The 26,123-nt window shown below is 56.2% G+C and carries 26 protein-coding genes; 13 read left to right on the top strand and 13 right to left on the bottom strand.

Features of this window, described 5'->3' with window-relative positions; genetic code table 11:
- The first annotated feature begins 24 nt into the window (after window positions 1–24).
- Window positions 25–1,020 (top strand): LacI family DNA-binding transcriptional regulator, encoded by a 996-nt coding sequence (locus KHQ24_RS11600; RefSeq protein WP_004205404.1) that lies wholly within the window; start codon window positions 25–27, stop codon window positions 1,018–1,020.
- On the opposite strand, the gene KHQ24_RS11595 is transcribed toward KHQ24_RS11600, so the two are convergent.
- Both KHQ24_RS11595 and kduD read right to left on the bottom strand, forming a co-directional pair.
- Window positions 1,017–2,438, bottom strand: coding sequence for a sugar porter family MFS transporter (locus KHQ24_RS11595; RefSeq protein WP_032456582.1), 1,422 nt, complete (start codon window positions 2,436–2,438; stop codon window positions 1,017–1,019). The two genes, KHQ24_RS11600 and KHQ24_RS11595, sit on opposite strands and share 4 nt — an antisense overlap.
- A gap of 296 nt (window positions 2,439–2,734) precedes the next feature.
- Window positions 2,735–3,496: a 2-dehydro-3-deoxy-D-gluconate 5-dehydrogenase KduD gene (kduD, locus tag KHQ24_RS11590; RefSeq protein ID WP_012540639.1), complete on the bottom strand. Its 762-nt coding sequence runs from the start codon at window positions 3,494–3,496 to the stop codon at window positions 2,735–2,737.
- Window positions 3,497–3,979: 483 nt separating this feature from the next.
- On the opposite strand from kduD, the gene KHQ24_RS11585 reads away from it, so the two are divergent.
- Complete coding sequence (locus KHQ24_RS11585; protein WP_023319089.1) at window positions 3,980–5,155, top strand: oligogalacturonate lyase family protein; 1,176 nt, start codon at window positions 3,980–3,982, stop codon at window positions 5,153–5,155.
- Window positions 5,156–5,289: 134 nt separating this feature from the next.
- On the opposite strand, the gene ompK26 is transcribed toward KHQ24_RS11585, so the two are convergent.
- The 3 genes from ompK26 to KHQ24_RS11570 form a co-directional block, all read right to left on the bottom strand.
- Window positions 5,290–5,985 carry a KdgM family porin OmpK26 gene (gene ompK26 / locus KHQ24_RS11580; protein ID WP_004205398.1) on the bottom strand — a complete coding sequence of 232 codons (696 nt, stop codon included), beginning with the start codon at window positions 5,983–5,985 and terminating at the stop codon, window positions 5,290–5,292.
- Between the two features lie 249 nt (window positions 5,986–6,234).
- On the bottom strand, window positions 6,235–7,413 hold the full coding sequence (locus KHQ24_RS11575; protein WP_004205397.1) for an acetyl-CoA C-acetyltransferase: 1,179 nt from the start codon (window positions 7,411–7,413) through the stop codon (window positions 6,235–6,237).
- A 118-nt stretch (window positions 7,414–7,531) separates the two neighbouring features.
- Entirely contained in the window at window positions 7,532–8,401 is an 870-nt protein-coding gene (locus KHQ24_RS11570) for a LysR family transcriptional regulator (protein ID WP_004205395.1), read from the bottom strand.
- A gap of 102 nt (window positions 8,402–8,503) precedes the next feature.
- On the opposite strand from KHQ24_RS11570, the gene KHQ24_RS11565 reads away from it, so the two are divergent.
- From KHQ24_RS11565 to KHQ24_RS11540, 6 genes are all read left to right on the top strand, one after another.
- Entirely contained in the window at window positions 8,504–8,965 is a 462-nt protein-coding gene (locus KHQ24_RS11565; RefSeq protein WP_004205393.1) for a multidrug/biocide efflux PACE transporter, read from the top strand.
- Window positions 8,966–9,088: 123 nt separating this feature from the next.
- Window positions 9,089–10,318 carry an amino acid permease gene (locus tag KHQ24_RS11560; protein ID WP_004205392.1) on the top strand — a complete coding sequence of 410 codons (1,230 nt, stop codon included), beginning with the start codon at window positions 9,089–9,091 and terminating at the stop codon, window positions 10,316–10,318.
- Window positions 10,319–10,438: 120 nt separating this feature from the next.
- The gene (locus KHQ24_RS11555) at window positions 10,439–11,317 is read left to right on the top strand and encodes an aldo/keto reductase family oxidoreductase (protein WP_049092883.1); all 879 of its coding nucleotides are present in this window, start codon (window positions 10,439–10,441) and stop codon (window positions 11,315–11,317) included.
- Between the two features lie 383 nt (window positions 11,318–11,700).
- Window positions 11,701–12,405 carry a transcriptional activator MrkH gene (gene mrkH, locus KHQ24_RS11550; RefSeq protein WP_004205390.1) on the top strand — a complete coding sequence of 235 codons (705 nt, stop codon included), beginning with the start codon at window positions 11,701–11,703 and terminating at the stop codon, window positions 12,403–12,405.
- A gap of 17 nt (window positions 12,406–12,422) precedes the next feature.
- Window positions 12,423–12,995, top strand: coding sequence for a LuxR C-terminal-related transcriptional regulator (locus tag KHQ24_RS11545; RefSeq protein WP_004205389.1), 573 nt, complete (start codon window positions 12,423–12,425; stop codon window positions 12,993–12,995).
- A 143-nt stretch (window positions 12,996–13,138) separates the two neighbouring features.
- Window positions 13,139–13,855, top strand: coding sequence for an EAL domain-containing protein (locus KHQ24_RS11540; RefSeq protein ID WP_130939386.1), 717 nt, complete (start codon window positions 13,139–13,141; stop codon window positions 13,853–13,855).
- Between the two features lie 33 nt (window positions 13,856–13,888).
- Here the strand turns inward: KHQ24_RS11540 and mrkF are convergent, their stop codons facing one another.
- The 5 genes from mrkF to mrkA all read right to left on the bottom strand — a co-directional run bounded on the left by mrkF (window position 13,889) and on the right by mrkA (window position 19,427).
- Window positions 13,889–14,524 (bottom strand): type 3 fimbria minor subunit MrkF, encoded by a 636-nt coding sequence (mrkF, locus tag KHQ24_RS11535; RefSeq protein WP_211777286.1) that lies wholly within the window; start codon window positions 14,522–14,524, stop codon window positions 13,889–13,891.
- A gap of 13 nt (window positions 14,525–14,537) precedes the next feature.
- Window positions 14,538–15,533: a type 3 fimbria adhesin subunit MrkD gene (gene mrkD / locus KHQ24_RS11530; protein ID WP_004205385.1), complete on the bottom strand. Its 996-nt coding sequence runs from the start codon at window positions 15,531–15,533 to the stop codon at window positions 14,538–14,540.
- Complete coding sequence (gene mrkC / locus KHQ24_RS11525) at window positions 15,524–18,010, bottom strand: type 3 fimbria usher protein MrkC (RefSeq protein ID WP_057213028.1); 2,487 nt, start codon at window positions 18,008–18,010, stop codon at window positions 15,524–15,526. The genes mrkD and mrkC overlap by 10 nt, the downstream gene beginning before the upstream one ends.
- An 11-nt stretch (window positions 18,011–18,021) precedes the next feature.
- Entirely contained in the window at window positions 18,022–18,723 is a 702-nt protein-coding gene (gene mrkB / locus KHQ24_RS11520; RefSeq protein ID WP_000820818.1) for a type 3 fimbria chaperone MrkB, read from the bottom strand.
- 95 nt (window positions 18,724–18,818) lie between these two features.
- Window positions 18,819–19,427: a type 3 fimbria major subunit MrkA gene (gene mrkA / locus KHQ24_RS11515; protein ID WP_000756959.1), complete on the bottom strand. Its 609-nt coding sequence runs from the start codon at window positions 19,425–19,427 to the stop codon at window positions 18,819–18,821.
- Between the two features lie 705 nt (window positions 19,428–20,132).
- On the opposite strand from mrkA, the gene KHQ24_RS11510 reads away from it, so the two are divergent.
- Complete coding sequence (locus KHQ24_RS11510) at window positions 20,133–20,342, top strand: DUF1471 domain-containing protein (RefSeq protein ID WP_002916131.1); 210 nt, start codon at window positions 20,133–20,135, stop codon at window positions 20,340–20,342.
- Between the two features lie 95 nt (window positions 20,343–20,437).
- On the opposite strand, the gene KHQ24_RS11505 is transcribed toward KHQ24_RS11510, so the two are convergent.
- Window positions 20,438–21,334, bottom strand: coding sequence for an EamA family transporter (locus tag KHQ24_RS11505; RefSeq protein WP_004205382.1), 897 nt, complete (start codon window positions 21,332–21,334; stop codon window positions 20,438–20,440).
- 81 nt (window positions 21,335–21,415) lie between these two features.
- Here KHQ24_RS11505 and KHQ24_RS11500 point away from each other — a divergent pair, with 81 nt between their 5' ends.
- On the top strand, window positions 21,416–21,922 hold the full coding sequence (locus KHQ24_RS11500) for a MarR family winged helix-turn-helix transcriptional regulator (protein WP_004205381.1): 507 nt from the start codon (window positions 21,416–21,418) through the stop codon (window positions 21,920–21,922).
- Here KHQ24_RS11500 and KHQ24_RS11495 read toward each other — a convergent pair.
- A complete protein-coding gene (locus KHQ24_RS11495; RefSeq protein WP_049115794.1) occupies window positions 21,919–22,875 on the bottom strand; it encodes a nickel/cobalt transporter in 957 nt (318 codons plus the stop codon). The genes KHQ24_RS11500 and KHQ24_RS11495 overlap by 4 nt on opposite strands.
- Before the next feature lie 385 nt (window positions 22,876–23,260).
- Between KHQ24_RS11495 and KHQ24_RS11490 the strand changes: the two genes are divergently transcribed.
- Window positions 23,261–23,506: a hypothetical protein gene (locus KHQ24_RS11490; RefSeq protein ID WP_043520897.1), complete on the top strand. Its 246-nt coding sequence runs from the start codon at window positions 23,261–23,263 to the stop codon at window positions 23,504–23,506.
- Between the two features lie 348 nt (window positions 23,507–23,854).
- Here KHQ24_RS11490 and KHQ24_RS11485 read toward each other — a convergent pair whose 3' ends face one another.
- Window positions 23,855–24,115: a hypothetical protein gene (locus KHQ24_RS11485; RefSeq protein WP_004205367.1), complete on the bottom strand. Its 261-nt coding sequence runs from the start codon at window positions 24,113–24,115 to the stop codon at window positions 23,855–23,857.
- Window positions 24,116–24,283: 168 nt separating this feature from the next.
- Here KHQ24_RS11485 and fimB point away from each other — a divergent pair, with 168 nt between their 5' ends.
- Both fimB and fimE read left to right on the top strand, forming a co-directional pair.
- Window positions 24,284–24,889, top strand: a complete 606-nt coding sequence (fimB, locus tag KHQ24_RS11480) for a type 1 fimbria switch DNA invertase FimB (protein ID WP_004205366.1) — start codon at window positions 24,284–24,286, stop codon at window positions 24,887–24,889.
- Between the two features lie 454 nt (window positions 24,890–25,343).
- Window positions 25,344–25,952: a type 1 fimbria switch DNA invertase FimE gene (gene fimE / locus KHQ24_RS11475; RefSeq protein ID WP_211777285.1), complete on the top strand. Its 609-nt coding sequence runs from the start codon at window positions 25,344–25,346 to the stop codon at window positions 25,950–25,952.
- Window positions 25,953–26,123 lie beyond the last annotated feature (171 nt).

Below are 26,123 nucleotides of genomic sequence, written 5' to 3'. Positions count from 1 at the left end.
TCTGCAGCAATGGCGGAGGAAAAAATGGCATCCCTGAAAGATGTAGCAAAACTGGCGAATGTATCTCTGATGACCGTCTCACGGGCGCTGAACACCCCGGAGCGGCTCAAGCCGGAGACGCTGGCCCGCGTGCAGGCCGCCATCGCCGAAACCAACTACGTCCCCGACCTCTCGGCGAAAAAGATCCGCGGGGCGCGGGCCACCCCCAGCACCATCGGCGTGCTGGCGCTGGATACCGTCACCACGCCCTTTTCGGTGGAAATCACCCTGTCGATCGAAGAAACGGCCCGCGCCCACGGCTGGAACAGCTTTGTGGTCAATATGTTTTCTGACGATCGGCCGGAAGCAGTGGTCGACCTGCTCCTCTCCCACCGTCCGGACGGCATCATTTTTACCACCATGGGCCTGCGTCAGGTGCCGCTGCCGGACAAACTGCTGACCCTGCCCTGCGTGCTGGCTAACTGCGAAAGCCTCAGCCAACCGGTGGCCAGCTATATCCCGGACGATGAACAGGGCCAGTACGACGCGGTAAAAGCCCTGCTTGCCGCCGGCTATCGTCGTCCGCTGTGCCTGCACTTACCCGCCAGCCAGCTGGCGACAATCCGCCGCCGCCAGGGGCTGGAGCGCGCCTGCCGGGAGGCGGGCATCGAACCGGAGAGCCTGACCCACTCATATATGGCCCAGGGCGATGAGCATTACCACGATATTCCCGCGGTGGTGCTGGCGCATATCCGCGAGGGTAAACCCGGCTTCGACTCGGTGATCTGCGGTAACGATCGCATCGCCTTTATGGTCTATCAGACGCTGCTGGGCCAGGGGTTACGCATTCCACAGGACGTGGCGGTGGTGGGATACGACAATATGGTAGGCATTGGCGATCTGTTTTTGCCGCCGCTCTCCACGGTGCAGCTGCCGCACTACGACATCGGGCGCCTGAGCGCCCTGCATATCATTCACGGCGACAACCATCGGGAGACGCGCAAGGTCGCCAGCCCGTGGTTGCCGCGCGCCTCACATTAACGGTTACCGATATTGCGCAGCTTCTCGCCCGCCATCAGGTTGCGCTCAATGTGTTCAAGGCTGACATTTTTGGTCTCCGGGATCAGCCAGAAGGTGACGCCGATAAAGGCCACGTTGAGCACCGTGTAGAGCCAGAAGGTCCCGGCGGCGCCGATCGCGTCAAGCAGCGTCAGGAAGGTGGCGCCGATGATCATGTTCGACACCCAGTTGGTGGTGGTGGAGCAGGTGATGCCGAAGTCGCGGCATTTCAGCGGCTGGATCTCAGAGCAGAGGATCCACACCACCGGCGCCGCGCTCATCGCATACCCGGCAATACACATCATGGTCATGCCCACGGAAAGCCAGGAGAGGCCGCTGGAGGCGGTGCCATTGTCGAACTGCATCAGGCAGTAGCCGAGCACCAGGGTGCCCAGCGCCATCACGCTGAAGCCGATTTTCAGCGCCGGCTTGCGGCCTGCTTTATCCACCGTGAACACTGCGATAAAGGTGGCAAACATAAAGGTCAGGCCCACCACCAGGGTGGCGATCATCTGCTGTTCGGTAGTGGTAAAGCCCGCCATTTTGAAAATACGCGGGGCGTAGTACATGATGATGTTCATGCCGGTGAACTGCTGCATCGCCTGCAGCAACATGCCAAGGAACACCGCCCGGCGTACGTTACGATTGACCTTGAACAACGCCCAGCCGCCCTGCTTCAGCTTCAGGCTTTCGCGGATCTCGTTAAGCTCATCGCGCGCCTTCTCCGAGGTATCGCGCAACATCCGCAGCACCTCTTCCGCTTCGATATGGCGCCCTTTCTCCGCCAGCCAGCGCGGGCTGTTCGGCAGAAAGACGACCAGAACGATCAGGATCACCGCCGGCAGCGCCAGCACGCCCAGCATGGCGCGCCAGTTACCGCTGTAGCTAAAGGCGGTATCGGAAAGAAACGCCAGCACAATGCCGAGGGTCACCATCAGCTGATACATACTGATCATTTTTCCGCGCACGTTCTCGCTGGCCATTTCGGAGAGGTACAGCGGCGCGGTGTAAGAGGCGATCCCGACGGCCACCCCCAACACCACGCGGGCCACCAGCAGCACTTCGACGCTGGCGGCAAAAGCGGAGCCTATAGAGCCGGCGACAAAGAGCACGGCTCCCGCCATCAGGCTGTATTTGCGGCCAAGGCGGAACGACAGCCAGCCGTTAAACAGCGCGCCTATCGCCGCCCCCAGCATCATGCTGCTGACCACCCACTCCTGAAGCTGGCTGGATAAGGTAAAGTGGTCGGTAATAAAGGGCAGCGCCCCGGATATCACGCCGATATCCAGGCCAAAGAGCAACCCCGCCACCGCCGCGGCGATAGAAACAAACCAGTTCATCCGCCGGGTGTCACGTTGCGCCCGCGGCGTTAATGCAGAGTCGTTACTGATTGAAGTCATTTTTATTCCTGCCACACAGAGAAAGACATAGGACGAAAGTACGTGACTGGCGGAGGAATTTGTCAGGCTGGATACGCCAAAGATATGGACTATTTTGCTGGCAAGATGGGTTTTGTGATGGACATTAAACTTTCAACGTAACGAAAAATTCGTTTCGCATCGTTAATAACCCTGTTCATACAGGGCGGTAACATTAATTCTTCACTCTGGAATATGGACGATCCTCATTTTACGGTATGGACAATAATTGCTCAGACGGCCGGAGCGGTGAGTGCCGCGCCGGCCGTCGCCGTCGGTTAGCGCGCCAGCCAGCCGCCGTCCACCGCCACCGTGTAGCCATTGATATAATCGGAGGCTGGGGAAGCGAGGAAGACCACCGGCCCCATCAGGTCGGCCGGCAGGCCCCAGCGCCCGGCGGGAATGCGGTCGAGGATTTCGCTACTGCGCTGCTCGTCAGCGCGCAGCTGCTGGGTGTTATTGGTCGCCATATACCCCGGGGCGATGGCGTTGACATTGATATTGTGTTTAGCCCACTCGTTGGCCAGCAGGCGGGTAACGCCCATCACCGCGCTTTTGGACGCGGTATACGACGGCACACGGATCCCGCCCTGGAACGACAGCATCGAGGCGATGTTAATGATCTTCCCGCCGCTGCCCTGGGCGATAAAGTGCTTCGCCGCCGCCTGGGACATGAAAAATACGCTCTTGATGTTGAGGTTCATCACGTCGTCCCAGTCCTTTTCGCTGAACGCCAGCGCGTCCTCGCGGCGGATCAGGCCGGCATTGTTGACCAGAATATCAATATGGCCAAACTCCGCCACCGCCCGCTCCAGCAGCTGAGGGATACCGTCGATCTGGCGCAGGTCGGCGGTCAGGCTGAGAAAGCGGCGTCCCAGCGCCGTCACCCGCTCGATGGTTTCCACCGGCTCGACAATATTGATACCGACAATATCGCAGCCCGCTTCCGCCAGCCCGAGGGCCATCCCCTGACCTAAACCGGTATCGCATCCGCTCACGACGGCCACTTTTCCCTGCAGGGAGAATGCATCAAGAATCATAATGTGTTCCTTAGTCGTTCAGAGCCTGCAGTATGCAGGCAAGGTTCTCTCGGCCCGGCTCGCGCCGGCGGCGCGACTGAGCGTGGGGCGAACTCACGGGCATAGCCCATCATAAAAATAAAACAGAGTTCCGTTTTACTGATGGGTGCCATCTTAGCCCCGCCCTCTGTCATTTTCAATGATATTTAAAACGTTGTTTCATTTTTTATGACAGAGATTACAAAAAAAGAAAACGCGAACAGATCCGGCAACCCGCACCGGACAGGAAGCGGTTTTAAAAGGATGATGATTCAGCCGGTTGTCCAGAGAGGCGGCCAAAGTGAGGCCAGCAGGCCGCAGAAGATGCAGGAATTACGCTGAACTGCGTGGGATATCACAAATAATGAAACGTTGTTTTGATAAATTAACACCCATCTTTTAAAACATATCAATCAGCGACACGCCTCTGGTCCAGCGGCATCGCAGGAAAGAAAGGAGCACTACATGGCTAAAGGCATGCGGGTCAAACTGAATTACCACGTCAGCCGCGATCCGGATACCGGGGCGGAAGTCACCCGCTTAACCCCCCCGGAGGTCACCTGTCATCGCAACTACTTCTATCAGAAATGCTTTTTTAACGATGGCAGCCATTTACTGTTCGCCGGCGAGTTTGACGGCCACTGGAACTACTATCTGCTGAATATCGCCAGCGCCGAAGCCGTTCAGCTGACGGAAGGCGCCGGGGATAACACCTTCGGCGGTTTCCTCTCCCCGGACGATAAGTCACTCTATTACGTGAAAAATGACCGTACCCTGCTGGAGGTGAACCTCACCACCCTCGCCGAGCGTGAAGTTTACCGCGTCAGCGAGGCGTGGGTCGGCTATGGCACCTGGGTGGCAAACAGCGATTGCAGCAAACTGGTAGGCATTGAGATTGCGAAAAGCGACTGGACGCCGCTCAACGACTGGCAGATTTTTCATGACTTCTTCCACAAAGGACCGCATTGCCGCCTGCTGCGCGTCGACCTGCGCAGCGGTGAGAGCCAGGTGATCCATGAGGAAAAAATCTGGCTGGGACACCCGATCTATCGTCCCTTCGACGACCATACCGTCGCCTTCTGCCATGAAGGGCCGCACGATCTGGTTGACGCCCGCATGTGGCTGGTCAATGAAGATGGCAGCAACGTGCGTAAAGTCAAAGCGCATGCCCCGGGGGAAAGCTGCACCCATGAATTCTGGGTCCCGGACGGTTCAGCGCTGATCTACGTCTCCTATCTGAAAGGCCAGCAGGGGCGGACGATCTATCGCTTTGATCCGGAGAGCGGCGTCAACGAGGCCCTGATGACGATGCCCGCCTGCTCGCATCTGATGAGCAATTTCGACGGTACGCTGCTGGTGGGCGATGGATCAGGCACGCCGGTGGATGTCAAAGATACCGGCGGCTACTCCATTGATAACGATCCTTATCTGTACGTCTTTAACGTGGCGGAGAAGCGCTACTTCCGCGTCGCGCGTCATGATACCTCATGGGCGACAGTGGCCAACAGCCGCCAGGTGACGCACCCGCACCCCTCGTTTACGCCGGACGACAGCGCCATTCTGTTCAGCTCCGATAAAGACGGCAAGCCGGCCATCTATATCGCGAAATTACCTGACCATCCGCCGATGCTGAGCGCCTGAGCCCCGGCGAACGTTTTTCTGTAACTGGCCTTGCCCTCCTTCGCGGAGGGCTTTTTTTTGTTCCCCCGCTTTGGCCCATAAAAAACCCCGGCTGACGGCGCCGGGGAAAACAGACGATGAGGGCCTGATGGAAATCAGAACGAGTAGGCCACCCCGACGCGGAAGCGGGTCTGGCGATCGCTGCGGTCATTCACGCCGACGTTGCCGATTTCACCATACGGCGACCAGTTGTTATCCAGCTTATAGGCCACCTTCACGTTATATTCCTGCGAGTAGGGTTTGTTGTCGTTGCGGTTCACCCCTTCCGAACTACGGGCATAGACATAGTTCAGCTCGGTGCGCCAGTCGCCGAGAGCAAACCCGGCCCACGCGTCGCCGCGATTCACCTTGTCATCATCTTTGCCGGCATCGTTCGGATAGCGGGTGTACTCATAGCGATAGCGAGCGGCGACATAGAAGCCATTGTCGAAACTGTATTGTACGTGCAGGTGCGGCTTGTAGATGGAGCGGCTGTCGTTGCTCTCTATGGTAAACCCGGGGGTGAGGAACAGGTTCGATGTCGCTTTCCAGCGCCAGCTGATGGTGTCTTCATGGCCGTTGCCCACCACGTCCGAATAGGGTTGCGAACCGTTGTCGCCGCCTGAACGCCATTTGGCCTCTACGGTAAAGCCTAGCCCGTTGGCGAAGCGGTGGGACACCGAGACGCGGTCAGCATTGCTTTTATCGCTCTTGCCGCCATCAATAAATTCATGACGTAAATCTATCGTGACCGCGGTTGCCGCAAAAGACATACCGCAGAGGGCGGCCAGAACCAGAGATCGTTTCAACATAGGGTACCCCTTATAATAAATAAAATGTCATTTCGTTTTTATGAAACGTTATTTTATTTTTTAAGCACCTTAGTTTTAGTGACCAGGATCGTAGTTATTTGTTTCAAAAAAGGTGGCACAACAAGACGTGACGGAGCTCAATAAATTGGCGGTGGGTGAGGGAAATACGGGAGAAAAAAGAGGGGGTCGGCAAAGCGCGGCGCATAAAAAAGGCCTCCCGCAGGAGGCCATGGAAATCGACATGCAGCGCTACGCGCGTTCTACCGCCAGCGCCACGCCCTGACCGCCGCCGATGCACAGCGTCGCCAGCCCTTTACGCGCATCGCGCTTGATCATTTCATGCACCAGCGACACCAGAATCCGACAGCCGGAGGCGCCGATGGGGTGGCCGAGGGCGATCGCGCCGCCGTTAACGTTGACCCGTCGCTCATCCCACTCCAGTACCCGGCCAACGGAGATAGCCTGAGCGGCAAAGGCCTCATTGGCTTCGATCAGATCGACGTCGTCCAGCCGCCAGCCGGCCCGCTCAAGACAGCGACGAGTGGCGTGCACCGGCGCGATGCCCATCAGCGCCGGATCGACGCCGACACTGGCGAAGGCGCGGATCCGCGCAAGGATCGGCAGCCCCAGCGCCTCGGCTTTCGCCTCACTCATCATCATCACCGCCGCCGCGCCGTCATTGATGCTGGAGGCGTTGCCGGCGGTTACCGATCCGAGACGATCGAAGGTAGGCTGCAGGCTGGCCAGCCCTTCCGCGCTGGCATCCACCCGCGGTTGTTCATCGGTATCCACGGTGCGCGCCGCGCCGTTATGCTCGGTAACGACCGGGACAATCTCATCGCGAAAGCGTCCGGAATCAATCGCCTTGCGCGCCTTCTGCTGCGAGCTGAGCGCCCAGGCGTCCTGCAGTTCGCGGCTGATGCCATATTCCCGGGCGAGGTTCTCCGCCGTGACGCCCATATGATAATCGTTGAAGGCGTCCCACAGGCCGTCATGGACCAGGCTGTCAATCAGCTGGCTGTTGCCCAGCTGGGCGCCGGTGCGGCTGTCGGTGAGGACATGCGGAGCGCGGCTCATGTTCTCCTGGCCGCCGGCGATCACCACGTCCGCCTCCCCGCACTGGATCGCCTGGGTGGCGAGGTGCAGGGCTTTCAGGCCGGAACCGCAGACGTCGTTAATGGTGATCGCCGATACGGTGTTGGGCAACCCGCCGCGAATAGCAGACTGACGGGCCGGGTTTTGCCCGGTTCCCGCGGTCAGCACCTGGCCGAGGATCACCTCATCCACGCTCTGCGGATCGATTCCCGTCTTCTCCACCAGCGCCTTCACCACCACGCTGCCCAGCTCAACGGCTGAATGGCGCGATAACGCGCCCTGAAAGCAGCCAATCGGCGTACGTAGCGCCCCGACGATCACGACATCCTTCATCCTCTACCCCTGCCCGTGCTTTTGCGCAAAGAAACAGCGATATACTAGATAATTGTTATCAAAAAACTTTGTAATTGTTTAAAAAAAGTGAAGCTAATCACAAAGAAATAGCTATTCGTTAACGCTCACGCCGCTGCAGATGCTGACGCAGCCAGCTGCCGGCCGCCCCGGGCGGCGCTTTCTTATTCCACAGCAGATCCACCGAAATCGCCCGCGGCCAGCCGGGGATATCGAGCGCCACCAGTCCGCCCTGCGGCGCAAACTCCGCCACCAGCGCACAGGGCAGAATGCACCAGCCGAAGCCCTGCACCGCCATGCTGAGCAGCAGCAGGTAGTTTGGCGCCGACCAGACCTGCCCGGCGGCAGGCTCCGTCGCGCTGGCCAGAAAGGTGCTCAAACGCAGCTCGCGCCAGCTGCGCAGCTCATCCCAGACAACCTTGCCCTGCCCCGCCAGCGGATGGTCAGGCGCCACGTAAATGCCCATCGCCGTCTGCAGCGGCAGGCGGGTGCTGCCGATATCGGTCGGGTAGCGCTCTCTCGCCTCAATCAGTCCCACCTGGGCGCGGGATTTTTGCAGGAGATCGATCACGTCCTCATCTTCGCCAATCAAGCATTCAAATTCGGTATGAGGGAAGCGGCGGTCAAACTGCACAAGCAGATCTTCCAGCACGTCCGGGTGCAGGGTGTCCGAGAGCACAAAGGTCAGCCGCGGCTCCGTCTCGCCGGACAGCGATACCGCCAGCTCATCCAGCCGCTCGCTGGCGGCGAGGATCGCTTTGACATAGCTCAGCACCTGCTCCCCCTGCGGCGTCAGCGTCGGCTGCCGCGTTGCCCGATCGAAGAGGGTCACCCCGAGGTCAGCCTCCAGGTTGGCGATAGCGGTACTGATCGTCGACTGGCTTTTGCGCAGGCGACGGGCGGCGGCGGAGAACGACCCGCTGTCAACGGCCTCGACAAAGGCGGTTAACGCTTCCGGTGAATAACGCATGATGTATCTACTTTATCGATGGTTTCTATCTTTTGTTTATCACATTTTTCCATAAACTGCCGGGTAATTTCCTGTTCAGGCTAAAACTGGAGGTAGCTCGCCATGCAACAGACCCCACATCAGCGCAAGACGCTCACCGAGCGCGTTATCCACGCCATCACCTTCGAAGGGCTGGCGACGCTGATCCTCGCCCCCACCGCCGCCTGGCTGATGCAGCGTTCGGTGGTGGAGATGGGCGGACTGAGCATTCTGCTCGCCACCCTGGCGATGGTATGGAACATCATTTATAACGCGGCTTTCGATCGCCTGTGGCCAGTCTCCCGCGTCCCTCGCCGGCTGAAAGTGCGGGCGCTGCACGCGATCGGCTTCGAGACCGGCTTTGTTATCATCGGCGTCACCATGGTGGCCATCGTGCTGGGGGTATCGCTGCTGCAGGCGTTTATGCTGGAGATCGGCTTCATGCTCTTCTTCCTGCCCTACACCATGGCGTTTAACTGGGTCTGGGACACCCTGCGCGAGCGCGTGATCCGTCGTCGCCGCCCGCGCCAGGCGGCGCGCGGCTAGCCTCGCGGCGGATCCTTCGCGATCCGCTGCCACTTTATCACCAAAAACTATCGCAACAGACGAACCATAAATATGGTAAATTGCACTCCTTTTTTTTGGTTTGACGGTTGATAAAGTCGCATAATGTCTAAAATTTGGTCTAAAGAAGAAACTCTATGGAGTTTTGCCTTATATGGCACTGCAGTAGGCGCTGGGACGCTATTTCTACCGATCCAGCTGGGTTCGGCTGGCGCCATTGTCCTTTTCATCACCGCGCTGGTCGCCTGGCCGCTCACCTACTGGCCTCACAAAGCGCTGAGCCAGTTTATTCTCTCGGCCAATATCGCGCCGGGAACCGGGATCACCGGCGCAGTAAATCACTACTATGGTAAGAAAATTGGCAACCTGATCACCGGGCTCTATTTCCTCGCCTTCTTTGTGGTCGTGCTGATCTACGCCGTGGCCATCACCAACTCGCTGGCCGAGCAGGTGGCACATCGCACGCCGATGACGCCTGCGCTACGCGCGCTGCTGAGCCTGGGGGTCGTGCTGGTCCTTAACCTGATCTTTCTCATGGGCCGGCAAATCACCATCAAGGTGATGGGCTTTCTGGTCTTCCCGCTTATCGCCTGCTTCCTGTTTCTCTCCCTCTATTTAATCCGCGACTGGCATCCGGAACATCTCACCAGCCAGATGCAGTTCAGCTCGCAGACGCTCCATCAGGTCTGGATCTCCATACCCGTGATGGTTTTCGCTTTTAGCCATACGCCGATCATCTCGACTTTTGCTATCGACCAGCAGGAGAAGCACGGCGACCTGGCCATGGGTAAATGCAAAAAAATCATGAAGGTGGCCTATACCATCATCTGCGCCAGCGTGCTGTTTTTCGTCTTCAGCTGCCTGCTGGCCATCCCGGCGACCTATATTGAGACCGCCCGCGATCAGGGGGTGACCATCCTCTCCGCCCTGTCGATGGTGCCGGGCGCGCCGGGCTGGCTGGCGGTGACCGGCATTATTGTCGCCGTGGTCGCCATGTCGAAATCCTTTCTCGGCACCTACTTCGGGGTCATTGAAGGCGCCAGCGAAATCGTCAAAAGCTCGCTGGGCCTGATGGGCGTGCGCAAGAGCCGCGCCTTCAACCGCGCGATGTCGATCATGCTGGTCTCTGCCTTCACCTTTGCGGTGTGCTTTATCAACCCGAATGCGATCTCGATGATCTACGCCATCAGCGGACCGCTTATCGCCATGATCCTGTTTATCATGCCCACACTGTCAACCTGGCTTATCCCGGCGCTGAAGCCGTATCGCTCGGTGGGTAACGCCATCACTCTGGTGGTCGGCCTGCTCTGCGTCTCCGTGATGTTCTTCGGCTAATCCGTCTCCGGCGACAGCGGCTTGCCTGAGCCGCTGTCGCACATTCTGACAATATTCTCACCCTTCTCTTCCTTGTTAGCGCATTACACTTACGGCTTAGCCACCGTGAGGAGAGTTCCTATGTCCAGTGTCACCTTATCCGGTCGCGGCACGCTCGGCGATCGCCAGGTCTATCGGTTGGGTTACGGCGCCATGCAGCTGGCCGGCCCCGGCGTTTTCGGCCCGCCGAAAGATCCAGAAGAAGCGGTGCGCGTGCTGCAGGCCGCCGTCGAAGCCGGGGTAAACCATATCGATACCTCGGATTTCTATGGCCCCCATGTGACCAATCAGCTGATCCGCAAAGCGCTCCACCCCTACCCCGACGATCTGTGCATTGTCACCAAGGTCAGCGCCCGCCGTGACGAGAAAGGCAACTGGCTGCCGGCCATGTCGCCCGCTGAACTGACCCAGGCCGTCGAGGACAATTTGCGTCACCTGGGGCTCGACGTGCTGGAGGTGGTGAACCTGCGCAGTATGCTGAGCCCCCACGGCCCGGTAGAAGGGTCGCTGGAGGCGCCGCTCGCCACCCTGCTGGAGCTGAAGGAGCGAGGATTGATCCGCCATATTGGCCTCAGCAACGTGACGGCAAAGCAGGTGGCGGATGCACAGAAAATGACGCCTATCGTCTGCGTGCAAAACCTCTATAACATTGCCCATCGCGCCGACGACGCGCTGGTGGATGCGCTGGCCGCCCAGCACATCGCCTGGGTTCCCTTCTTCCCGTTGGGCGGTTTTACCCCCCTGCAGGCGCAGGAGCTGAACGAGGTCGCGGCCTCGCTTGAGGCGACGCCGATGCAGGTCGCCCTCGCCTGGCTACTCCAGCGCGCGCCCAATATTCTGCTGATCCCAGGCACCTCATCCCGGACGCACCTGGCGGAAAATATTGCCGCCGCCGGGCTAATTCTGCCGGCGGATGCGCTGCACACCCTGGATAATATCGCCACCCGCAAGCATCCCTGACCCATCAGGCCGAAAGGAGGGAACGACTTCCCTCCTCAATATTTGCCTGGAAAAACCTCATCACTGCTGGCACTATAGATCCTACAAATGGGGCGTGATCGACGATCGTTCTCTCATTATCCCCGTTAATTAAACTTAAGTTTTTTATCCTTCGACCGGTCTCCAGCTTGGAGGCCGTTGTCGTTTTTGTCATGACCAAAATTTGAAACGCTTGATTACAGGAAACACAATATCGAATTCCAAGTTTATACATATCAATCTGGCTGCAAAGATAGTCAATAACATCAAACGCTCATAAAAACATCTGATTAACCCAATCAGAATGTTGCTATTGCTATAAGAAAAATCAAACGCCTCACGACAACTATTTACAAGGGATGCACATGACAGAGGGAACGATAAAGACCAGTAAGTATGAAATTATTGCTATTTTCAGAGAGGAGTTGCGCAAACGTACTGAAATTGAAATATTTTTTAACAACACCAGTATCATAACCCAACTGACGCGCGTGGACTTTGCCGAGTTCCATATTCAGACCCATCGCAAAATCCCGCCCGGGCATAAAATTCGCTTTCTCCTGCATAGCGATTCAGGGAAAATAGAGTTTAATGCGGCCCTGACAAAACATGACAATAGCGGTGTCGATAAAGGTATCCGCTACGCCTTTTCCTTGCCTGAATGCCTGCAGGTGGTGCAGCGTCGCCGCGATCCCCGCTTTCGTTTACGCCACGAGCATGATTTTTATTGCCGCGGTCGCCATAAAAATGGCGAAAACTATCTTTTCGACATCAAGGACATTTCAGACGGCGGTTGCGCACTGATGACCAAAACGCCGAATCTGAAATTCCTCAGTCATAACGCATTGCTGAAAAACGCCGTACTGATGCTGGCGGAATATGGCGAGATCACCATCGACCTGGTGGTAAAGAATGTCATTATTATCACCCTTGATGACCCTAATGAAGAGAGCGAAAGCTACTATCAGATATCCTGCCAGTTTAAGTTCCGCCATCTCGACGACCAGCGCAGAATAGAGAAAATTCTGCTGGACCTGATCTTAGAAGCCAAGCGAAAAAAGAGAATCTGATACCCTTGGAAAGTATATTGCTGTACACCAATGATAATCTCATTGGTCACTCAATCTATCACTACCTTATTGATAGTCATGAAAACGCCACCCGTTTTGGCTATGACGAAGTCATCCATGGGAAACAGCTGCCTGAGGCCCAAACGGTTATTTTCAATTTAATCAATAAGGATATTTCTGCCATCAGAATCGTTGATCTATTGAATGCGCTCCGCCTTTCCCTGCAACGCTGCCAGCAGCCGGTGCTGATGATAAAAAGCGACATTGCCGGACTGTGCAGAGAGTTAATAACCGTCGATAATGCCATGATTATTAGTGAAAAATCGCCGCTATCTATGTTTGCTTCTATTATCCAGCGGGCGAAGGGCGCCAGCGAACAACCGCCGCGACGATTGCGCAAACAACTGTCGCCGCGGGAGTGCCAGATCCTCGAGCTGCTGATTGCCAACAATAATAATAAGCGGATTGCCGCCCTGCTCGGCATTGCCCATAAAACGGTCCACAGCCATCGAATCCATATCATGCAAAAGCTGGGCATTGATAATTCCCGCACGATGAACCAGCGTATTGCCGCCCTCCATCAATGCTAAATTACGCAGAGGTAAATCAATAGCGGATAAAGCGTACTTATTCGTTGTTGATTTACATTTCCTGCCATTCCCATTAATCATCAGGTAGCCTATAATTAACCTATCCTCTGCTTATTGTCTGACTAACCTCGTGAAGAGGGATAATGAACACTAAAATATTCGAAGACAACATTTTATCTCGTAATGATATCGCTGTACGCTACGTCTTTCAGAAAATGTTTTCCCCACAAGGTACCTTAGTCGCGGTTGAATGCTTAAGCCGCTTCGATAATCTTCCCGTTTCGCCAGAATATTTTTTCCGCCATGCCACCGCGGCAGTTCGTGAACGTATTTTTCTCGAGCAACTGGGGTTGATTGAACAGCATAAAGCATGGTTTTTACGTAACCATATTTCCGCTACCATTAACGTTGATGACCATATCCTGACTCTGCTGCGCCAGAAGGAAATAAAAGAGAAAATCGCCGCCCTGACCTGCGTCCATTTTGAAGTGACCGAAAACGCCGAGAAACTTCTGAATAATTCCCTGGCCGCCTGGCAAAGCCCGCAGGATACCTCGCTGTGGCTCGATGACTTCGGCTCTGGCTACGCGGGGATTAACGCCATCAGCGGTTATCATTTTGACTATGTCAAAATTGATAAAGATTTTTTCTGGCATCTGATGCGCAAAGAGTCCGGCCGTCAACTGATGGATGCGCTGGTCACCTTTTTATCCCGCAATCATCACAACGTGATTATTGAAGGCGTGGAAAGCGAAGCCCATAAAAAATGGCTGCAGGGTATGGAGTGGTTTGCTATTCAGGGGCATTACTGGCAGGAAGTCAGCATTGAGCAACTGATTGCCGACGATATTGGCATATAAAAAAGCCGGGCTTGCCCGGCTTTTTCGTCCCGCTTAATTATAAACTAATTCCCACGTTGCCCAGCTGGTAATTGGCCCGCTGGTGGCGCTTTTCGGGGTCGGCGAAACGTAGCCCACATAATAGGTGAACAGGCCGCCGCTGACCGCGTTTTCCTGTAAATGCACCTGATTTTGCTGCGGATCCGCAGGGACAATTTTATTACTCTTATCCAGCGTATTATTATCATTGGTCGACAGCGCCAGATAAATATTCTGCGCGCCGTCTGGCAAGGTATTGGCCAGATAGCCCGCGTTCTCATTGCCGACCGCCGTCAGTAAAAAACCGTCGACCCAACGAACGCTGACCCGTCGCACCTCGTCCTGCGAAGCGGCGCCGCCGTCATGACGTAGCTGGCAGTTTGACAGCGCCAGAGTAAAAGGCTGCGGCTTCATAAACGCGCCGGCCCCGCGCTCGTGCACTTCCGCCAGGCTGACCGGCGCCAGCCAGACGTTGCCGCTGCCGGCATGCTGGCCGCCATTGAGCGCGACGCTGCAGGAGATATCCGTCACCCGCCCGGCAAAATCGACCCGTCCGCGGTCGTAATTAGTCTCGAAACCCCACGCCGAGGGGACGGCGAGGCTGCCGCAGAGCAGCAGCCACGCGATAGTATGTTTCGGCAATCCCTTCATTCCCCCTCCCGTATTAATCGTACGTCAGGTTAAAGATCATATGCGACTCCACCTCGCCGGTGCTGGTCGTCGGGCCATACTGATAAAAGCGCGCGTGCAGCGGTATGGTGATGTAGCGGGTCTCCTGATTATTCAAGCGGCCAACGGTATATTTCTTATTAAACTGCAGCGGGGATCCATCCTTCAGCACCTGGATGCCGACGCCTTTCGCCATCCCGCTGCCGGCCTTTTCATTCAGCAAGGCGCCCATGGTGGCGGTGGTGCTGGTAGCCAGGGTGCCGGAGAAAGAGGTGCTGATGTTGGCATATCCCGTTTCACTCAGGCCGCCGCTGCACTGCAGCTCAATATTAAAATCCTTCCCGCCCGCGGTGGTGCCAACCCCTTTCAGGTCAGTACGTCTGATGGCACCCACATCAACATTCATATTTTTCCCACTCAATACCGAACAGGAGGGCGAGACCACGGTGATCGCGTTGGCGCTCAGATAGGTTTCGAGGATCGGGTTGCCGCCGCTCTCCCAGTCGTAGGAGGTGTATTTTCCCGCCGCGAGGGTACCGCTGCCGGTGGTTGCCGCGGTTTTGATAATCTCCAGCGTAAAACGTGATCCTTCAAGGGAATAGTTGGTGGTGTTATACACTCGGGACGAATAGACGTCGGGATAGACGATATTCACCGTCGCGCCGCCGCGGCTGAAACGCATACCAATTCCCGGCACGTTGGTGGAATAAATTTTATTCCCCAGGTCCGTGGCCCCTGGCGACACGATCTTCGCCGCGAAGCGGTTGGTGCCGGAGGTACAGCGATAGCTCGCCCCGCCGGGGGCGCTCATCGTCCAGTCGCGGGTAAGGATCACTGAACCCACCGGCAGATCCGGGGGTACCACCACCCTGCCCACCACCATGTCCAGCATCACCGTTGGCGAAGAAAGGCGCGTACAGACGGCCCAGGACGAGGTGGTGCCCAGCGCCATTAAGACGATAAAAAGCGTCAGTAATTTCCTCAGCGACATACGCTATCCTTTGTTGTTTGCTGTCCCAGTTCCACCGAACACTGCCCGCCGCTCCACTTCACAATCGCGCGTTTGGCGTTCGCATCGCTGATAAACATCATGCTGCCCTGACCGACTACGCCGATCTCCTTGCCGTCGGGGGAGAAAATACTCGCCGCAAACGGCAGCGGCTCATGGTTCGCCTGGCGCGCCTGCAGGGTGAGGTTGTTCTGCACCGTGGTGCCAAACGCCACCTTAACCACGCTGCCTTCCCACGGCACAACCTGCGCCACGGTGCGATCGAAGGCCACGTCGTCATGGCTGCCTTTCGGGTCGATCTCGACGGCGTTAATTCGGTACGGGCGCAGATACGGCAGGATGGCGTAACCATTGCTGTCCACGCGGGTGCCCGGCGATCCCGGGAGCATAGCGCCGGCCGCGTCTTTGGCTTCAATCAGCGCCATCGTCGAGCCGCTTTCCGGTGAGAGCACCACGCCGCCGCTGTGGGCGATCATCGTCCCGCTGGCGCCAATGCCGCTCTGACGATAGCCTTCGCCCTGGCTGTAGCTGCCGTTGAGGGTGGTCCATGGCGTACGGTAGCTGCCGTTGAGCGCCACATCATGCTGACCGCCGGTGGCGGTGGTGGTCGACACGCCGTAGTTAAGGTTGTTTTCACTGTCCAGCGAACCGTTGATACCAATCTGCGAGCTGGCAAAGCGCGAGTTGTTGAACGAGGTGTTCGACGTCAGGTTGGCGGTGCGGTTATCGCCAAACCACAGCGGGTAGCTGAAGTTGAGTGAAATGCGATCGTCGCGGCGATGGCCGGAGCTGTCCGGGGTATAGACGCGCTGGGCGCTCGCCGACCAGGAGAGACGACCAAACGAATTGTTATAGCTGACCTGATACTGCTTCTCGGTCCCGGAGCGGTTCCAGTAATCGGAAATACGACCGCTGAGATAAAACCCGCCCCAGCCGTCAGGCAGGTTCTGGTTTACCGTGAAGGTCATGCCGTTTTTTTGCCGCCACAGGGTGTAGTTGCTGCGGCTGTTTTTTTCCTGATCGACGGCGTACAGCGCGTCGTTGAGGTTGTAATAACCTTTCGTCGAGTAGCGATACGCCGCCAGCACGATGCTGGTCTGGGTATCGGTGAACATGCGGTTAAAGGTGGCGCGATAGCTCTGCCCCGAGTCATCATGGCTATCGCTTTTCAGCCGAGAATGGGTGACGTCAAAAGAGAGGGCGCCGATCCCGGTGTTCATCCCGGTGCCCACCAGGAAGGCCTGATAGTCGTCAAAGCCGGTGACCCCGGTGTAGCCGGTCAGCAGGTTATTGATCCCGTGCTGCCAGGTCGCCTGATAGAGCATCGGCTTATTGCGCAGCCCGCTGTCGTCCACTTTACCGGCGGAGAGCGCGTAGCGGGTCATGCCCGGACGCAGCAGCTGAGCAACGGAGGCGTAAGGCACGCTGAACACTTCCACCGAGCCATCCGCCTCTTTTACCGAAACCTCAAGATCGCTGCCATAGCCGGATGGATAGACATCCTGCAGCGTAAACGGCCCCGGCGGAACGGTGGTCTGATAGATAATGTTGCTGCCCTGACGCACGGTGACGAGGGCGTTGCTCTGCGCCACGCCGCGAATTTCCGGGGCATAGGAGCGCATGCCGTCCGGGAACATATTGTCATCGGTGGAAAGATTAACCCCACGCAGACCGATGGTGTCGAAAAATTCACCATTGGTAAAGATCTGCCCACCGCTGACGATGGAGTTGATCTGCGGGATCGGCCGCTGGAGATAGGTCTGGTTGCTGTTCCAGTGCGCTTTACCCTGCTGCTGCTGCCAGTTCAGGTTACCGATATGCTTCAGCAGCCAGCCGTCCCACGACAGGCCGGCATTGACGCCAAGGTAGGCGCTGCTGTTATCCGACCCGCCGACCGAAGAGGTGTGGCTGTTCCAGGCGTTGGCCATCCAGCCAAGATTAAGCGCGGTAATGCCTTTGTCCCAGAACTCCGGGCTGACATAGTTTTTCAGGCGTTGATCTTCATAGATCTGCGGCACCGAAATGTTCAACCGCAGGGAGGACTGGACCAGGTTGTCTTTGACGTTGTCTTCGTTGCGCCAGGATTTGAGGCTACCGCAGTAGCCTTCCTGTTCGCTCAGCTGCGGATTGAGCTTTTCCGCCGCGATGCCGTACTGCGTCAGCATCGCTTTGGTGTAGCAGACCCCAAGGTTACCGTCTTTGTCGCGCGCGATGCGCAGATCGTAGCGCCCTTTCCATTCGTCGTTGGTGTAGACGTCAAGGGAGTAAGTGCCTTCGGTAATCGCGCTGGTCGAGAAGCGTGACAGGTCGACCTTTTCGCGACTGCCGACAATAAAGCCGTCGTTAAATTGATATACCGTTCCCGGGTTTTCCTGTCCGCTGGAAAATGGCGGAAAGCAGCACAGCGCGATGGCGATCGCGGTGCTTAATCTTCCCGGGCAGAATGACCTCTGCTTCATTAGCTTTTCCCTTATTTAACGGCCACTTTCACTGCGACATCGGCGCCATAGTCATTAATGTTGTTAACGGTCAGGGTTTCGCCGCGGTTGACGGCGGAGGAAAGCGCCACCGTCTGGCTGGACTGCGGCGCCAGCATCACGGTTTTGCTGTTCAGGGCTTTACCGCCGTCGCGGGAAATACGGCTGACGGTAATGTAGAACGGCGTCGGGTTGTTGATGGCGAGACTACTGCCGCTGGCGGTCAGGGTCAGCTTCTCGGCCGCCGCATCGCGGTTGCCCAGTCCGGCAGGACGATAAATAAATTTAAAGCGCGAACGGATCGCCAGCTGCAGCACGTTCTGGCCTTCATTTTTCTGATTGGCCACCACCGGCGGTATTTCCAACAGATTCAGCCACCACAGCGTCTCTTTATCTTTCGCCAGACCGGCGCTGCTGCCGAGCTTAATACGCAGCGTCTGGCCGCTCTTGGCGTCAACGCGCGAAATCGGCGGGGTGATAATAAACGGGGTGGTAATGGTATCCGGTGTGGCATCGGCATCGCCGTTATCCAGCCAGGCTTGCGCCAGCGCCGGACGGTCGGCGTTATTTGAAAGCTGTACCGTTATTTCTTTTTCATTTCCTGGATAAATAAAGCGGGTACCGTTAACAATAATATTGTTGGCGTGGGCCGCAAAACTAAAAATGAAACAGAAAAAAAGGGCAATACGCTTCATGCTGACCTCAGAATAAAAATACAAGCGGCGGTCATCGCCGCTTTATTATTGTTATTAACTGCCCCATCGCGGGGCAGTTTTATTTTCTGACGGAATTACTGGTAAGTAATTTCGTAAGTCGCGTAGCTGTTAACCACACCAGTGGTCACAGTAGTCGGCGCGCTGGTGGCGTAGCCTACGTAGTAGGTGAAACGCGCGCCATCAGCGACAGCGGAAGCGTCGCCTTTCGCTTTCGGCTGAGTGCTGTCACCCGGGATGATTTTGTTGGTCAGCGCGGTAGCGTTGTCAGTAGACAGTACCAGCTGGATGTTCTGAGCACCGGAAGCTTCGGTGTTCGCCAGGTAGCCCTGTTGTTTGCTGGTAGCGCCAGCCAGCAGGTTACCGCCGGTCCAGTTTACGCCCAGTTTGCTTACGTCATCCTGTTTGGTGCCGTCAGCAGCCTGGCAGTTAGAGACGTCAATGGTGAAAGATTTCGGTTTCAGGTAAGTATCCGCTGCTGCCGCTTTAACTTCAGTCAGAGTTACCGGAGACAGGTAAACGTTCGCATCGCTGCCCTGGCCGTTAACAGAAACAGTACAGGATACATCGGTAACTTTACCGAAGAAATTAACCTGGCCGCCGCCAACATTGGTATCAGCTGCATGGGCAGCAGTCATGCCAAAAAACGCGGTTGCCATTGCTGCAGAGAGAAGAACCTTTTTCATTGCCATTTCCTTGTCAGAGTGAATTACGAATCAATGAGCACACTGTGAATTCGCATAGAACCAGAAACATCAGGCGATGCTGATTTATGCCACTGCTAATAGAATCTTCGACTGACCGGGAGCCGCAATATTTAAGGCGTCAGGTAACGAACTTAAAAATATAAGTTCGCTGGTGCTATCGGCGTCAAAGAATGCTATTTATTCGCCGACAAATATACATTTGTTCACGTTTCATTAAGTTATATAACAGATAATCGATAACTATTAATAAATGCTTATTGATAGATCAAAACGGGGTGATGGATGTTTACAGCGCGGAAAGCCTAACGCCAGGGCATGAGAGAAATGGCCGTCTCAGCATGCCGAAATGACCGCCAGAGGGCTATTGCGAATCGTCCGAATCCGCCCCAACGGCGGCTAAAAACCGCCCAACTAATTCATACAATGAATGGTAACCGCGTAAATGAGGCGCATTCTACATTCTGATCGCAGGCAGTCCGCGTGATACCCCCATCAAAAAATAATCACTAATCCATTGTTTTTAAATTAAAAAATAGAGAAACATTCATATCTCCGTCATCAAACCGCCATAAAAATGTGATCTAAATCGCACTTTTTGCCACGCGCGTTATAGTTAGCAGACTTATTATAAACCCATCGAAAGCAAACACGCTTTCCACCATAAAAGTTAAAAGGACAAACACCATGAAAAACGTAAAATTACTCGCCGCTGCCGGTATGCTCTCCCTGGTCTCTTTCGCTAGCTTCGCTCATCCGGTGAGCGTAACAGCAGACACCCTGGACAGCGCAGAAGCGAAAATCGCGACCATTGCGAAAGAACAAGGCGCTTCTTACCACATCACTGAAGCGTACACCGGCAACCAGGTCCATATGACCGCCGAGCTCTCTAAATAAGCGAATGGTTGCAGAGGGAGCTGCCGGACAGGCCGCCTGCGGGCGGCTGGTCTGGCTCCCGCCGCCCACCCCGCACACAGCAATGTCGAGCCCCGTTATGGGGCTTTTTTCGTTTTTGCCCCCGCCGCCTGACGCGCCAGCGCGCGCTGAATAGACAACACGCTCGCCAGCACCACGATCAGCCCGACCAGCGCCATCCCCTGGATCTTTTGGCCAAGGAAAATCCACCCCAACACCACGGCGGTCACCGGGCTCAGCAGGCTCATTGCCGATACCGCCACCGGCGAGAGGCGGCCAATCCCCCGGAACCACAGGCCATAGGCCAGCATCGCGCCCGCCACGCACAGCCACAGATAGCCGGCCACCTGCAGCGCTGTCACCTGATGTAAAGGGGGATCAACGATCAGCGCCACGGGCGCCAGCACCACCCCGCCGATCGCCAGCTGCCAGCCGGTTAACGCGACGATCGGCAGGGAGAGCGCCCAGCGGCGGGAGAGCCAGGTGCCCAGCGCCATACTGATCGCCCCGAGAAACGCCGCGCCGATGCCCAGCGGGTCGAGGACGGTGCGCGGCGACAGCAGCAGCATGGCCATACCGAGTATGCCGGCGAGGGCTGAGAATACCGCCAGCCAGGGCGAGCGCTGCCGGTCTACGCACCAGGCGAGAAGCATCACCAGCAGCGGCTGGATCGCGCCAATCACTGCCGCCAGACCGCCGGGTAAGCGATAGGCGGCGATAAACAGCAGCGCCTGAAATGCGCCGATATTTAAGATGCCGGTAACGATAAGCTTTAGCCATTCGCCGCGCTGTGGAAAGCGGCGGCTCCAGATCAGCAGGGCGATGCCTGCCGGCAAAACCCTCAGAAGGGCGGCGATAAACGGCCGGTCGGGGGGAAGAAACTGGGAGGTGACGATGTAGGTCGTCCCCCAGATAGCGGGCGCCAGCGCCGTGAGCAGCAGGTCGAGCATCAGACTACGCGAGAGAAAAGCCATGATTTTATCTTCACTTCAAGTTAAATTGGTGCCGCAAGTATGTACACGCAATTATCTTGATATCAAGACAAGTGAGCACTTATGGACAAATCACCGCCGATCGACGCCGTTGATCGGATCCTCGCCCAGTGGCAGCGCGAGCGGCCGGACCTCGACTGCAGCCCAATGGGGCCAATTGGCCGTCTGAAACGATGCGCCATGCTGCTGGAGCCGCAGGTGGAAGTGGCTTTTACACGCCATGAGCTGGTGCGCTGGGAGTTTGACATGCTGGCGACGCTGCGCCGCGCCGGGGCGCCGTTCATTCTTTCGCCTACCCAGCTCTTCTCCACGCTGATGATCACCTCCGGCACCATGACTCATCGCCTGAAGGCGCTGGAGAAACGTGGATTTATTACCCGCCTGCCCAATCCGGAAGACGCCCGCAGTATGCTGGTCGCCCTGACGCCCGCCGGACGTGAACGCATCGATGAAGCGGTGGAGACCCATGTCGATAATGAACGGCAGCTGCTGGCGGGGCTCAGCGATGGCGAGCGCCAGCAGCTGGATCAGGCGCTGCGGGTATTGATGCGCCTGCTGGAGAGCCGTTAACAGCCGGCGGCGATAAAGTCGCCGTTAGCGCTGATCGGCACCACGGTGAAAAACAATCCCGCGGCAAAGAGGATCAGCGCCAGCCCGCCGAGGATCTTCACCAGCGGCACCAGCCAGGGCCGCGGACGGCTGGTCGCCGTCAGCCGGTTGACGGTACGGTGACGGGCATAGTGCACCGCCAGCGACAGACCAAGGATCGACAGCGCGGTGCCCAGCGCCATGGTCATCACCGCGGCGATGCCCCAGCTGACGATCCCCAGCGCGTTGGCGAACAGCAGGATCATAATCGCTCCGCTGCAGGGCCGGGCGCCGATGGCCAGCACCACGCCCAGGCGTGTCTTCCAGTCGGCGCCCTGCAGGTCGTGTCCCACGCCGTGGTGCCCGCAGCCGCACGAGGCATCATGCTGATGCGCCGGCCTCAGGGCGCGTATTCTCCTTTTACCCGGCAGCAGGCTCTGCAGCGCACGACAGATAACGTAAACCCCAAAGGCGGCGATGGTCAGGGCGCTGATCTTCTCGACGTACCAGCGGCTGGCGCTGAGATCGCCAGCGGCCAGATTCAGCCCCACCGCGAGAATAAAGACAAACAGGATGGCGCTGACGCCCTGCAGCAGGCTGCCGAGAAAAGGCACCACCCGCGCCGCGGTCAGGCTCTCCTGATTGGTGCTCAGGTAAGTGGTGACGATAAACTTGCCGTGGCCCGGTCCGATAGCGTGGAGCACGCCGTAGAGAAAAGCGCCCACCAGCAGCCAGACGCCGCCGCTGTACTGATGGTTGTTCAGCAGCAGAAGGTACATCACCAGATAGCGATGCAAGGTAATTTGCGTGGCGAGGCACCACTGGAGGAAGTCGCTCCAGTGGCTGTGCAAGGTGATGCCGGCGGCCAGCAGAAGAAGGCCGCCGCTCCCGGCGGCCAGCAGGCGCCAGTCGCGTTGCGAAGTCGGTATCATCATTGGTAAGCCATGGTGAAAAGAGATCAACCGCCAGACGACAATCTCATGCCCGGCGAACAATAGTGCCTGGATAATTTGTCGGATTTTTCTCGTCAATGCTTAAGGTCACAAGGCTCCGCATTATCAGCATCAGCGGGCTCCTACACCTACCCTCTGCCCTACCTTTGCACAAAGCATTTTCATATTTTCAGCATACCACAGACGTTTGTTTTTGCTGTTGACGCCCTGCATAACATATTAGAGCAATCGTTACACACCTAAAAAAGATAAAAATAAATCAGTTATCGCTATCCTGGCACTTTTTGTACTTTATCATCCTGCGCATCAGGCACGAATATTCATTAACTGCTATTAATTTAATATATTCATTAACAGGACCACCCCCATGAAAAGATGCTTACTCGCCCTGGCGTGCGTCGCGCTGCTGACGCCCTCGCTTTCGGCGCAGGCGACCTGGCGCAGCGACCAGCGCCAGGACGCTCGCGATATCCGCCAGGATAGCCGCGAGCAGGGCCGTGAAACCAAGCAAGAGTGCGTCAGAAATAATAATCAAAGCAACGCCAGCTGCCGTCACGATAAGCGGGAAAACCGCCGCGAAGGTCGTCAGGAAGCCCGCGACGAAAAATGGTAAGTCAGCCTGCTCCGGTGGATATCAGATCGCGGACTTCTGCCACCGGAGCCTTTAACACCGCCTGCGACCCCGGACCGTCGTGTCTATCCCCTACCTGCTCTTTATTCTTAACTCGCCGCAGAATATTACCCACACCAGTCTGCAGCCTATGCCTCTCTTATACCCACCGCCTGATATCACCGCTTCCGCCGATTACCGCCCACGCTCCCACAGCACCATTAAGATTAAGCTCAACCCGTTAAATAAGACCTAAAGTGCCCTCACAGAGACAATGGCTATTATCCCCAGGCTTTTTGCAGTATGGTTTAATCTCTGTTGTAGTTTTGCAGTGAATGCTATCCAGACGGTTCAAGGTTGTATTCTGTCTGAGAAATTACTCATGCCATTCCCGTCGCTGAGATACGGGAGGCCGGCTGGCTGACGCCGTGCCGCCCCGACAGCCGGGAAATAAATCATGACGGCATTGATGGCCGCCTTGCCGTGGCCGGAAGCCAGTGCCTTCATCATCAAGCGGGCATCATCAAGAGGATCAGGGATGTACAGGACGTGGAAACCTCCAGGAAAGATTCGCCAGTTCAACCAGCTAACCCTTTCTTTACCCTTCAGCATACGGCGTCTTATCGCTGGGGATGGCGATAGCCCATGATACCGCATGCTCCCGTAGCAAATAAAAACGTTATCAGCACGCTGTTAAAAAATAAAAAGGCAGTCGCATTTAACAATGACCTGACGCAGGCCTGTAAAGCGTAATATTTGCCTGCCATAAAAGGGAACACTATGACGAATAACGCCGAGATAAAAAAAAGGAACTTCCTGACTCAGAATGAAATCGAGTCGCTACTTAAAGCCGCCGATAGCGGTCCCTATGCCGCACGTAATTATTGCCTGACGCTGCTGTGCTTCATCCATGGTCTGCGCGCCAGCGAGATCTGTCGCCTGAGAATATCCGATATCGACCTTGCTTCCCGCTGCGTTTATATCCATCGGCTAAAAAAGGGGTTTTCGACCACCCACCCTTTGCTGAATAAAGAGATCCACGCCCTAAAGCGCTGGCTGGCCATTCGCAACACCTGGCCGCAGGCCGCCAGCGAGTGGCTGTTTCTCTCCCGCAAAGGCAATCCCCTTTCCCGCCAGCAGTTTTATCAAATTATCGCCTCCTCTGGCGACCAGGCGGGATTGCCGCTGGAGATCCACCCGCACATGCTGCGCCACTCCTGTGGCTTTGCGCTGGCCAATATGGGTATCGATACCCGTCTGATCCAGGACTATCTCGGACACCGCAATATTCGCCATACCGTCTGGTATACCGCCAGCAACGCGGGACGCTTCTATGGTATCTGGGACAATACGCGCGACAAACAGCGCCTGTCGCTGCTTCAGTAAGCCTGACGCCACGGATGGCGTTGTACCGCGTTGCGGGGAAATTAAATAGCAATAAATTAACCCTCAGTTAATTATGATTACTGTTCCCGCAAGTTCTTATTTAATCCTGCGATCTCATCGTTAAATTGACCCTGTATTAATTCCGGTTTTGCCGTGATTCTTTATTGTTGGCTAAAAATCCACCCCGCTATTTTTTAAAATCTACCGAGTGAAAAATCCCTTTTATTTTATGCACATGCTATAAAACCCGAGCAGATCTATTGTGACCTTGCTTAAAATCTCTAAAATTAAGAATTATCGCCAGGCGATATTTTGACTGGCTGTAAATATAATATGCTATCTATACGTGGTTAATCGCCTTCACCTTGTACCGTTCTTACATTACGGATCTTTTCCGTCATGGCGTATGGTTTCGCCATGACGACCCCTCACCTCTTTTTCAGGAGTAATTATTGTGAACCGACGTCGTTTTCTTACCGCCAAAGAAGTTCAGGCTATGATGCAGGCCGCGCGTCAGGGCGCCACCGGCGAGCGGGACTACTGCCTCATCCTTCTCGCCTTTCGCCACGGGATGCGCATCAGCGAACTTCTGGATCTGCACTATCACGATCTGGATCTACGGGAAGGCCGGGTCAATGTGCGGCGGTTGAAGAACGGTTTTTCAACTATTCACCCGCTGCGCTTTGATGAACGTGAGGCCATTGAGCGCTGGAGTCAGGTCCGCGCCGGCTGGAAAGCGGCGGCCAAAACCGACGCGCTTTTTATCTCCCGTCGCGGGACCCCGCTCTCACGCCAGCAGGCGTATCGTATTATTCGCTCCGCCGGGGAAAAGGCGGGTACCGTGACGCAGACCCACCCCCATATGCTGCGTCACGCCTGCGGCTACGAACTGGCGGAAAGAGGTACAGATACCCGTTTGATCCAGGATTACCTCGGTCATCGTAATATTCGACACACGGTACGCTACACCGCCAGCAATGCGGCGCGTTTCGCTGGAATATGGGAAAGAAATAATCTTATTGGAGAAAGCATTGCAGAATCGGGAGTTGATGCAAATGATTGAATTTAATTAAAAAAATAAACTGTGAACAGGTCAATTGGGGCCAAACTGTTTATATCATAAAAATGTTTTGACATATTTTGCAACTCACCACGCCATATTTCTGCAGAAAAATTATTAACTACATGTTTTTAATATATTTTTAAACCATCAATTACGCACTTTTCCCCACCC

This window comes from Klebsiella sp. 54 (assembly GCF_018223875.1).
Lineage (GTDB): Bacteria > Pseudomonadota > Gammaproteobacteria > Enterobacterales > Enterobacteriaceae > Klebsiella > Klebsiella quasipneumoniae.
The sequence above is the reverse complement of the archived record's forward strand: the minus strand, read 5'-3'. Positions and strand labels throughout refer to the sequence as shown.

Bases quoted from the DNA above. Each gene is read 5' to 3' on its own strand.
- KHQ24_RS11600 (WP_004205404.1), top strand. From the start codon at position 25: ATGGCATCCCTGAAAGATGTAGCAAAACTGGCGAATGTATCTCTGATG.
- KHQ24_RS11595 (WP_032456582.1), bottom strand. From the start codon at position 2,438: ATGACTTCAATCAGTAACGACTCTGCATTAACGCCGCGGGCGCAACGT.
- kduD (WP_012540639.1), bottom strand. From the start codon at position 3,496: ATGATTCTTGATGCATTCTCCCTGCAGGGAAAAGTGGCCGTCGTGAGC.
- KHQ24_RS11585 (WP_023319089.1), top strand. From the start codon at position 3,980: ATGGCTAAAGGCATGCGGGTCAAACTGAATTACCACGTCAGCCGCGAT.
- ompK26 (WP_004205398.1), bottom strand. From the start codon at position 5,985: ATGTTGAAACGATCTCTGGTTCTGGCCGCCCTCTGCGGTATGTCTTTT.
- KHQ24_RS11575 (WP_004205397.1), bottom strand. From the start codon at position 7,413: ATGAAGGATGTCGTGATCGTCGGGGCGCTACGTACGCCGATTGGCTGC.
- KHQ24_RS11570 (WP_004205395.1), bottom strand. From the start codon at position 8,401: ATGCGTTATTCACCGGAAGCGTTAACCGCCTTTGTCGAGGCCGTTGAC.
- KHQ24_RS11565 (WP_004205393.1), top strand. From the start codon at position 8,504: ATGCAACAGACCCCACATCAGCGCAAGACGCTCACCGAGCGCGTTATC.
- KHQ24_RS11560 (WP_004205392.1), top strand. From the start codon at position 9,089: ATGTCTAAAATTTGGTCTAAAGAAGAAACTCTATGGAGTTTTGCCTTA.
- KHQ24_RS11555 (WP_049092883.1), top strand. From the start codon at position 10,439: ATGTCCAGTGTCACCTTATCCGGTCGCGGCACGCTCGGCGATCGCCAG.
- mrkH (WP_004205390.1), top strand. From the start codon at position 11,701: ATGACAGAGGGAACGATAAAGACCAGTAAGTATGAAATTATTGCTATT.
- KHQ24_RS11540 (WP_130939386.1), top strand. From the start codon at position 13,139: ATGAACACTAAAATATTCGAAGACAACATTTTATCTCGTAATGATATC.
- mrkF (WP_211777286.1), bottom strand. From the start codon at position 14,524: ATGAAGGGATTGCCGAAACATACTATCGCGTGGCTGCTGCTCTGCGGC.
- mrkD (WP_004205385.1), bottom strand. From the start codon at position 15,533: ATGTCGCTGAGGAAATTACTGACGCTTTTTATCGTCTTAATGGCGCTG.
- mrkC (WP_057213028.1), bottom strand. From the start codon at position 18,010: ATGAAGCAGAGGTCATTCTGCCCGGGAAGATTAAGCACCGCGATCGCC.
- mrkB (WP_000820818.1), bottom strand. From the start codon at position 18,723: ATGAAGCGTATTGCCCTTTTTTTCTGTTTCATTTTTAGTTTTGCGGCC.
- mrkA (WP_000756959.1), bottom strand. From the start codon at position 19,427: ATGAAAAAGGTTCTTCTCTCTGCAGCAATGGCAACCGCGTTTTTTGGC.
- KHQ24_RS11510 (WP_002916131.1), top strand. From the start codon at position 20,133: ATGAAAAACGTAAAATTACTCGCCGCTGCCGGTATGCTCTCCCTGGTC.
- KHQ24_RS11505 (WP_004205382.1), bottom strand. From the start codon at position 21,334: ATGGCTTTTCTCTCGCGTAGTCTGATGCTCGACCTGCTGCTCACGGCG.
- KHQ24_RS11500 (WP_004205381.1), top strand. From the start codon at position 21,416: ATGGACAAATCACCGCCGATCGACGCCGTTGATCGGATCCTCGCCCAG.
- KHQ24_RS11495 (WP_049115794.1), bottom strand. From the start codon at position 22,875: ATGATGATACCGACTTCGCAACGCGACTGGCGCCTGCTGGCCGCCGGG.
- KHQ24_RS11490 (WP_043520897.1), top strand. From the start codon at position 23,261: ATGAAAAGATGCTTACTCGCCCTGGCGTGCGTCGCGCTGCTGACGCCC.
- KHQ24_RS11485 (WP_004205367.1), bottom strand. From the start codon at position 24,115: ATGCTGAAGGGTAAAGAAAGGGTTAGCTGGTTGAACTGGCGAATCTTT.
- fimB (WP_004205366.1), top strand. From the start codon at position 24,284: ATGACGAATAACGCCGAGATAAAAAAAAGGAACTTCCTGACTCAGAAT.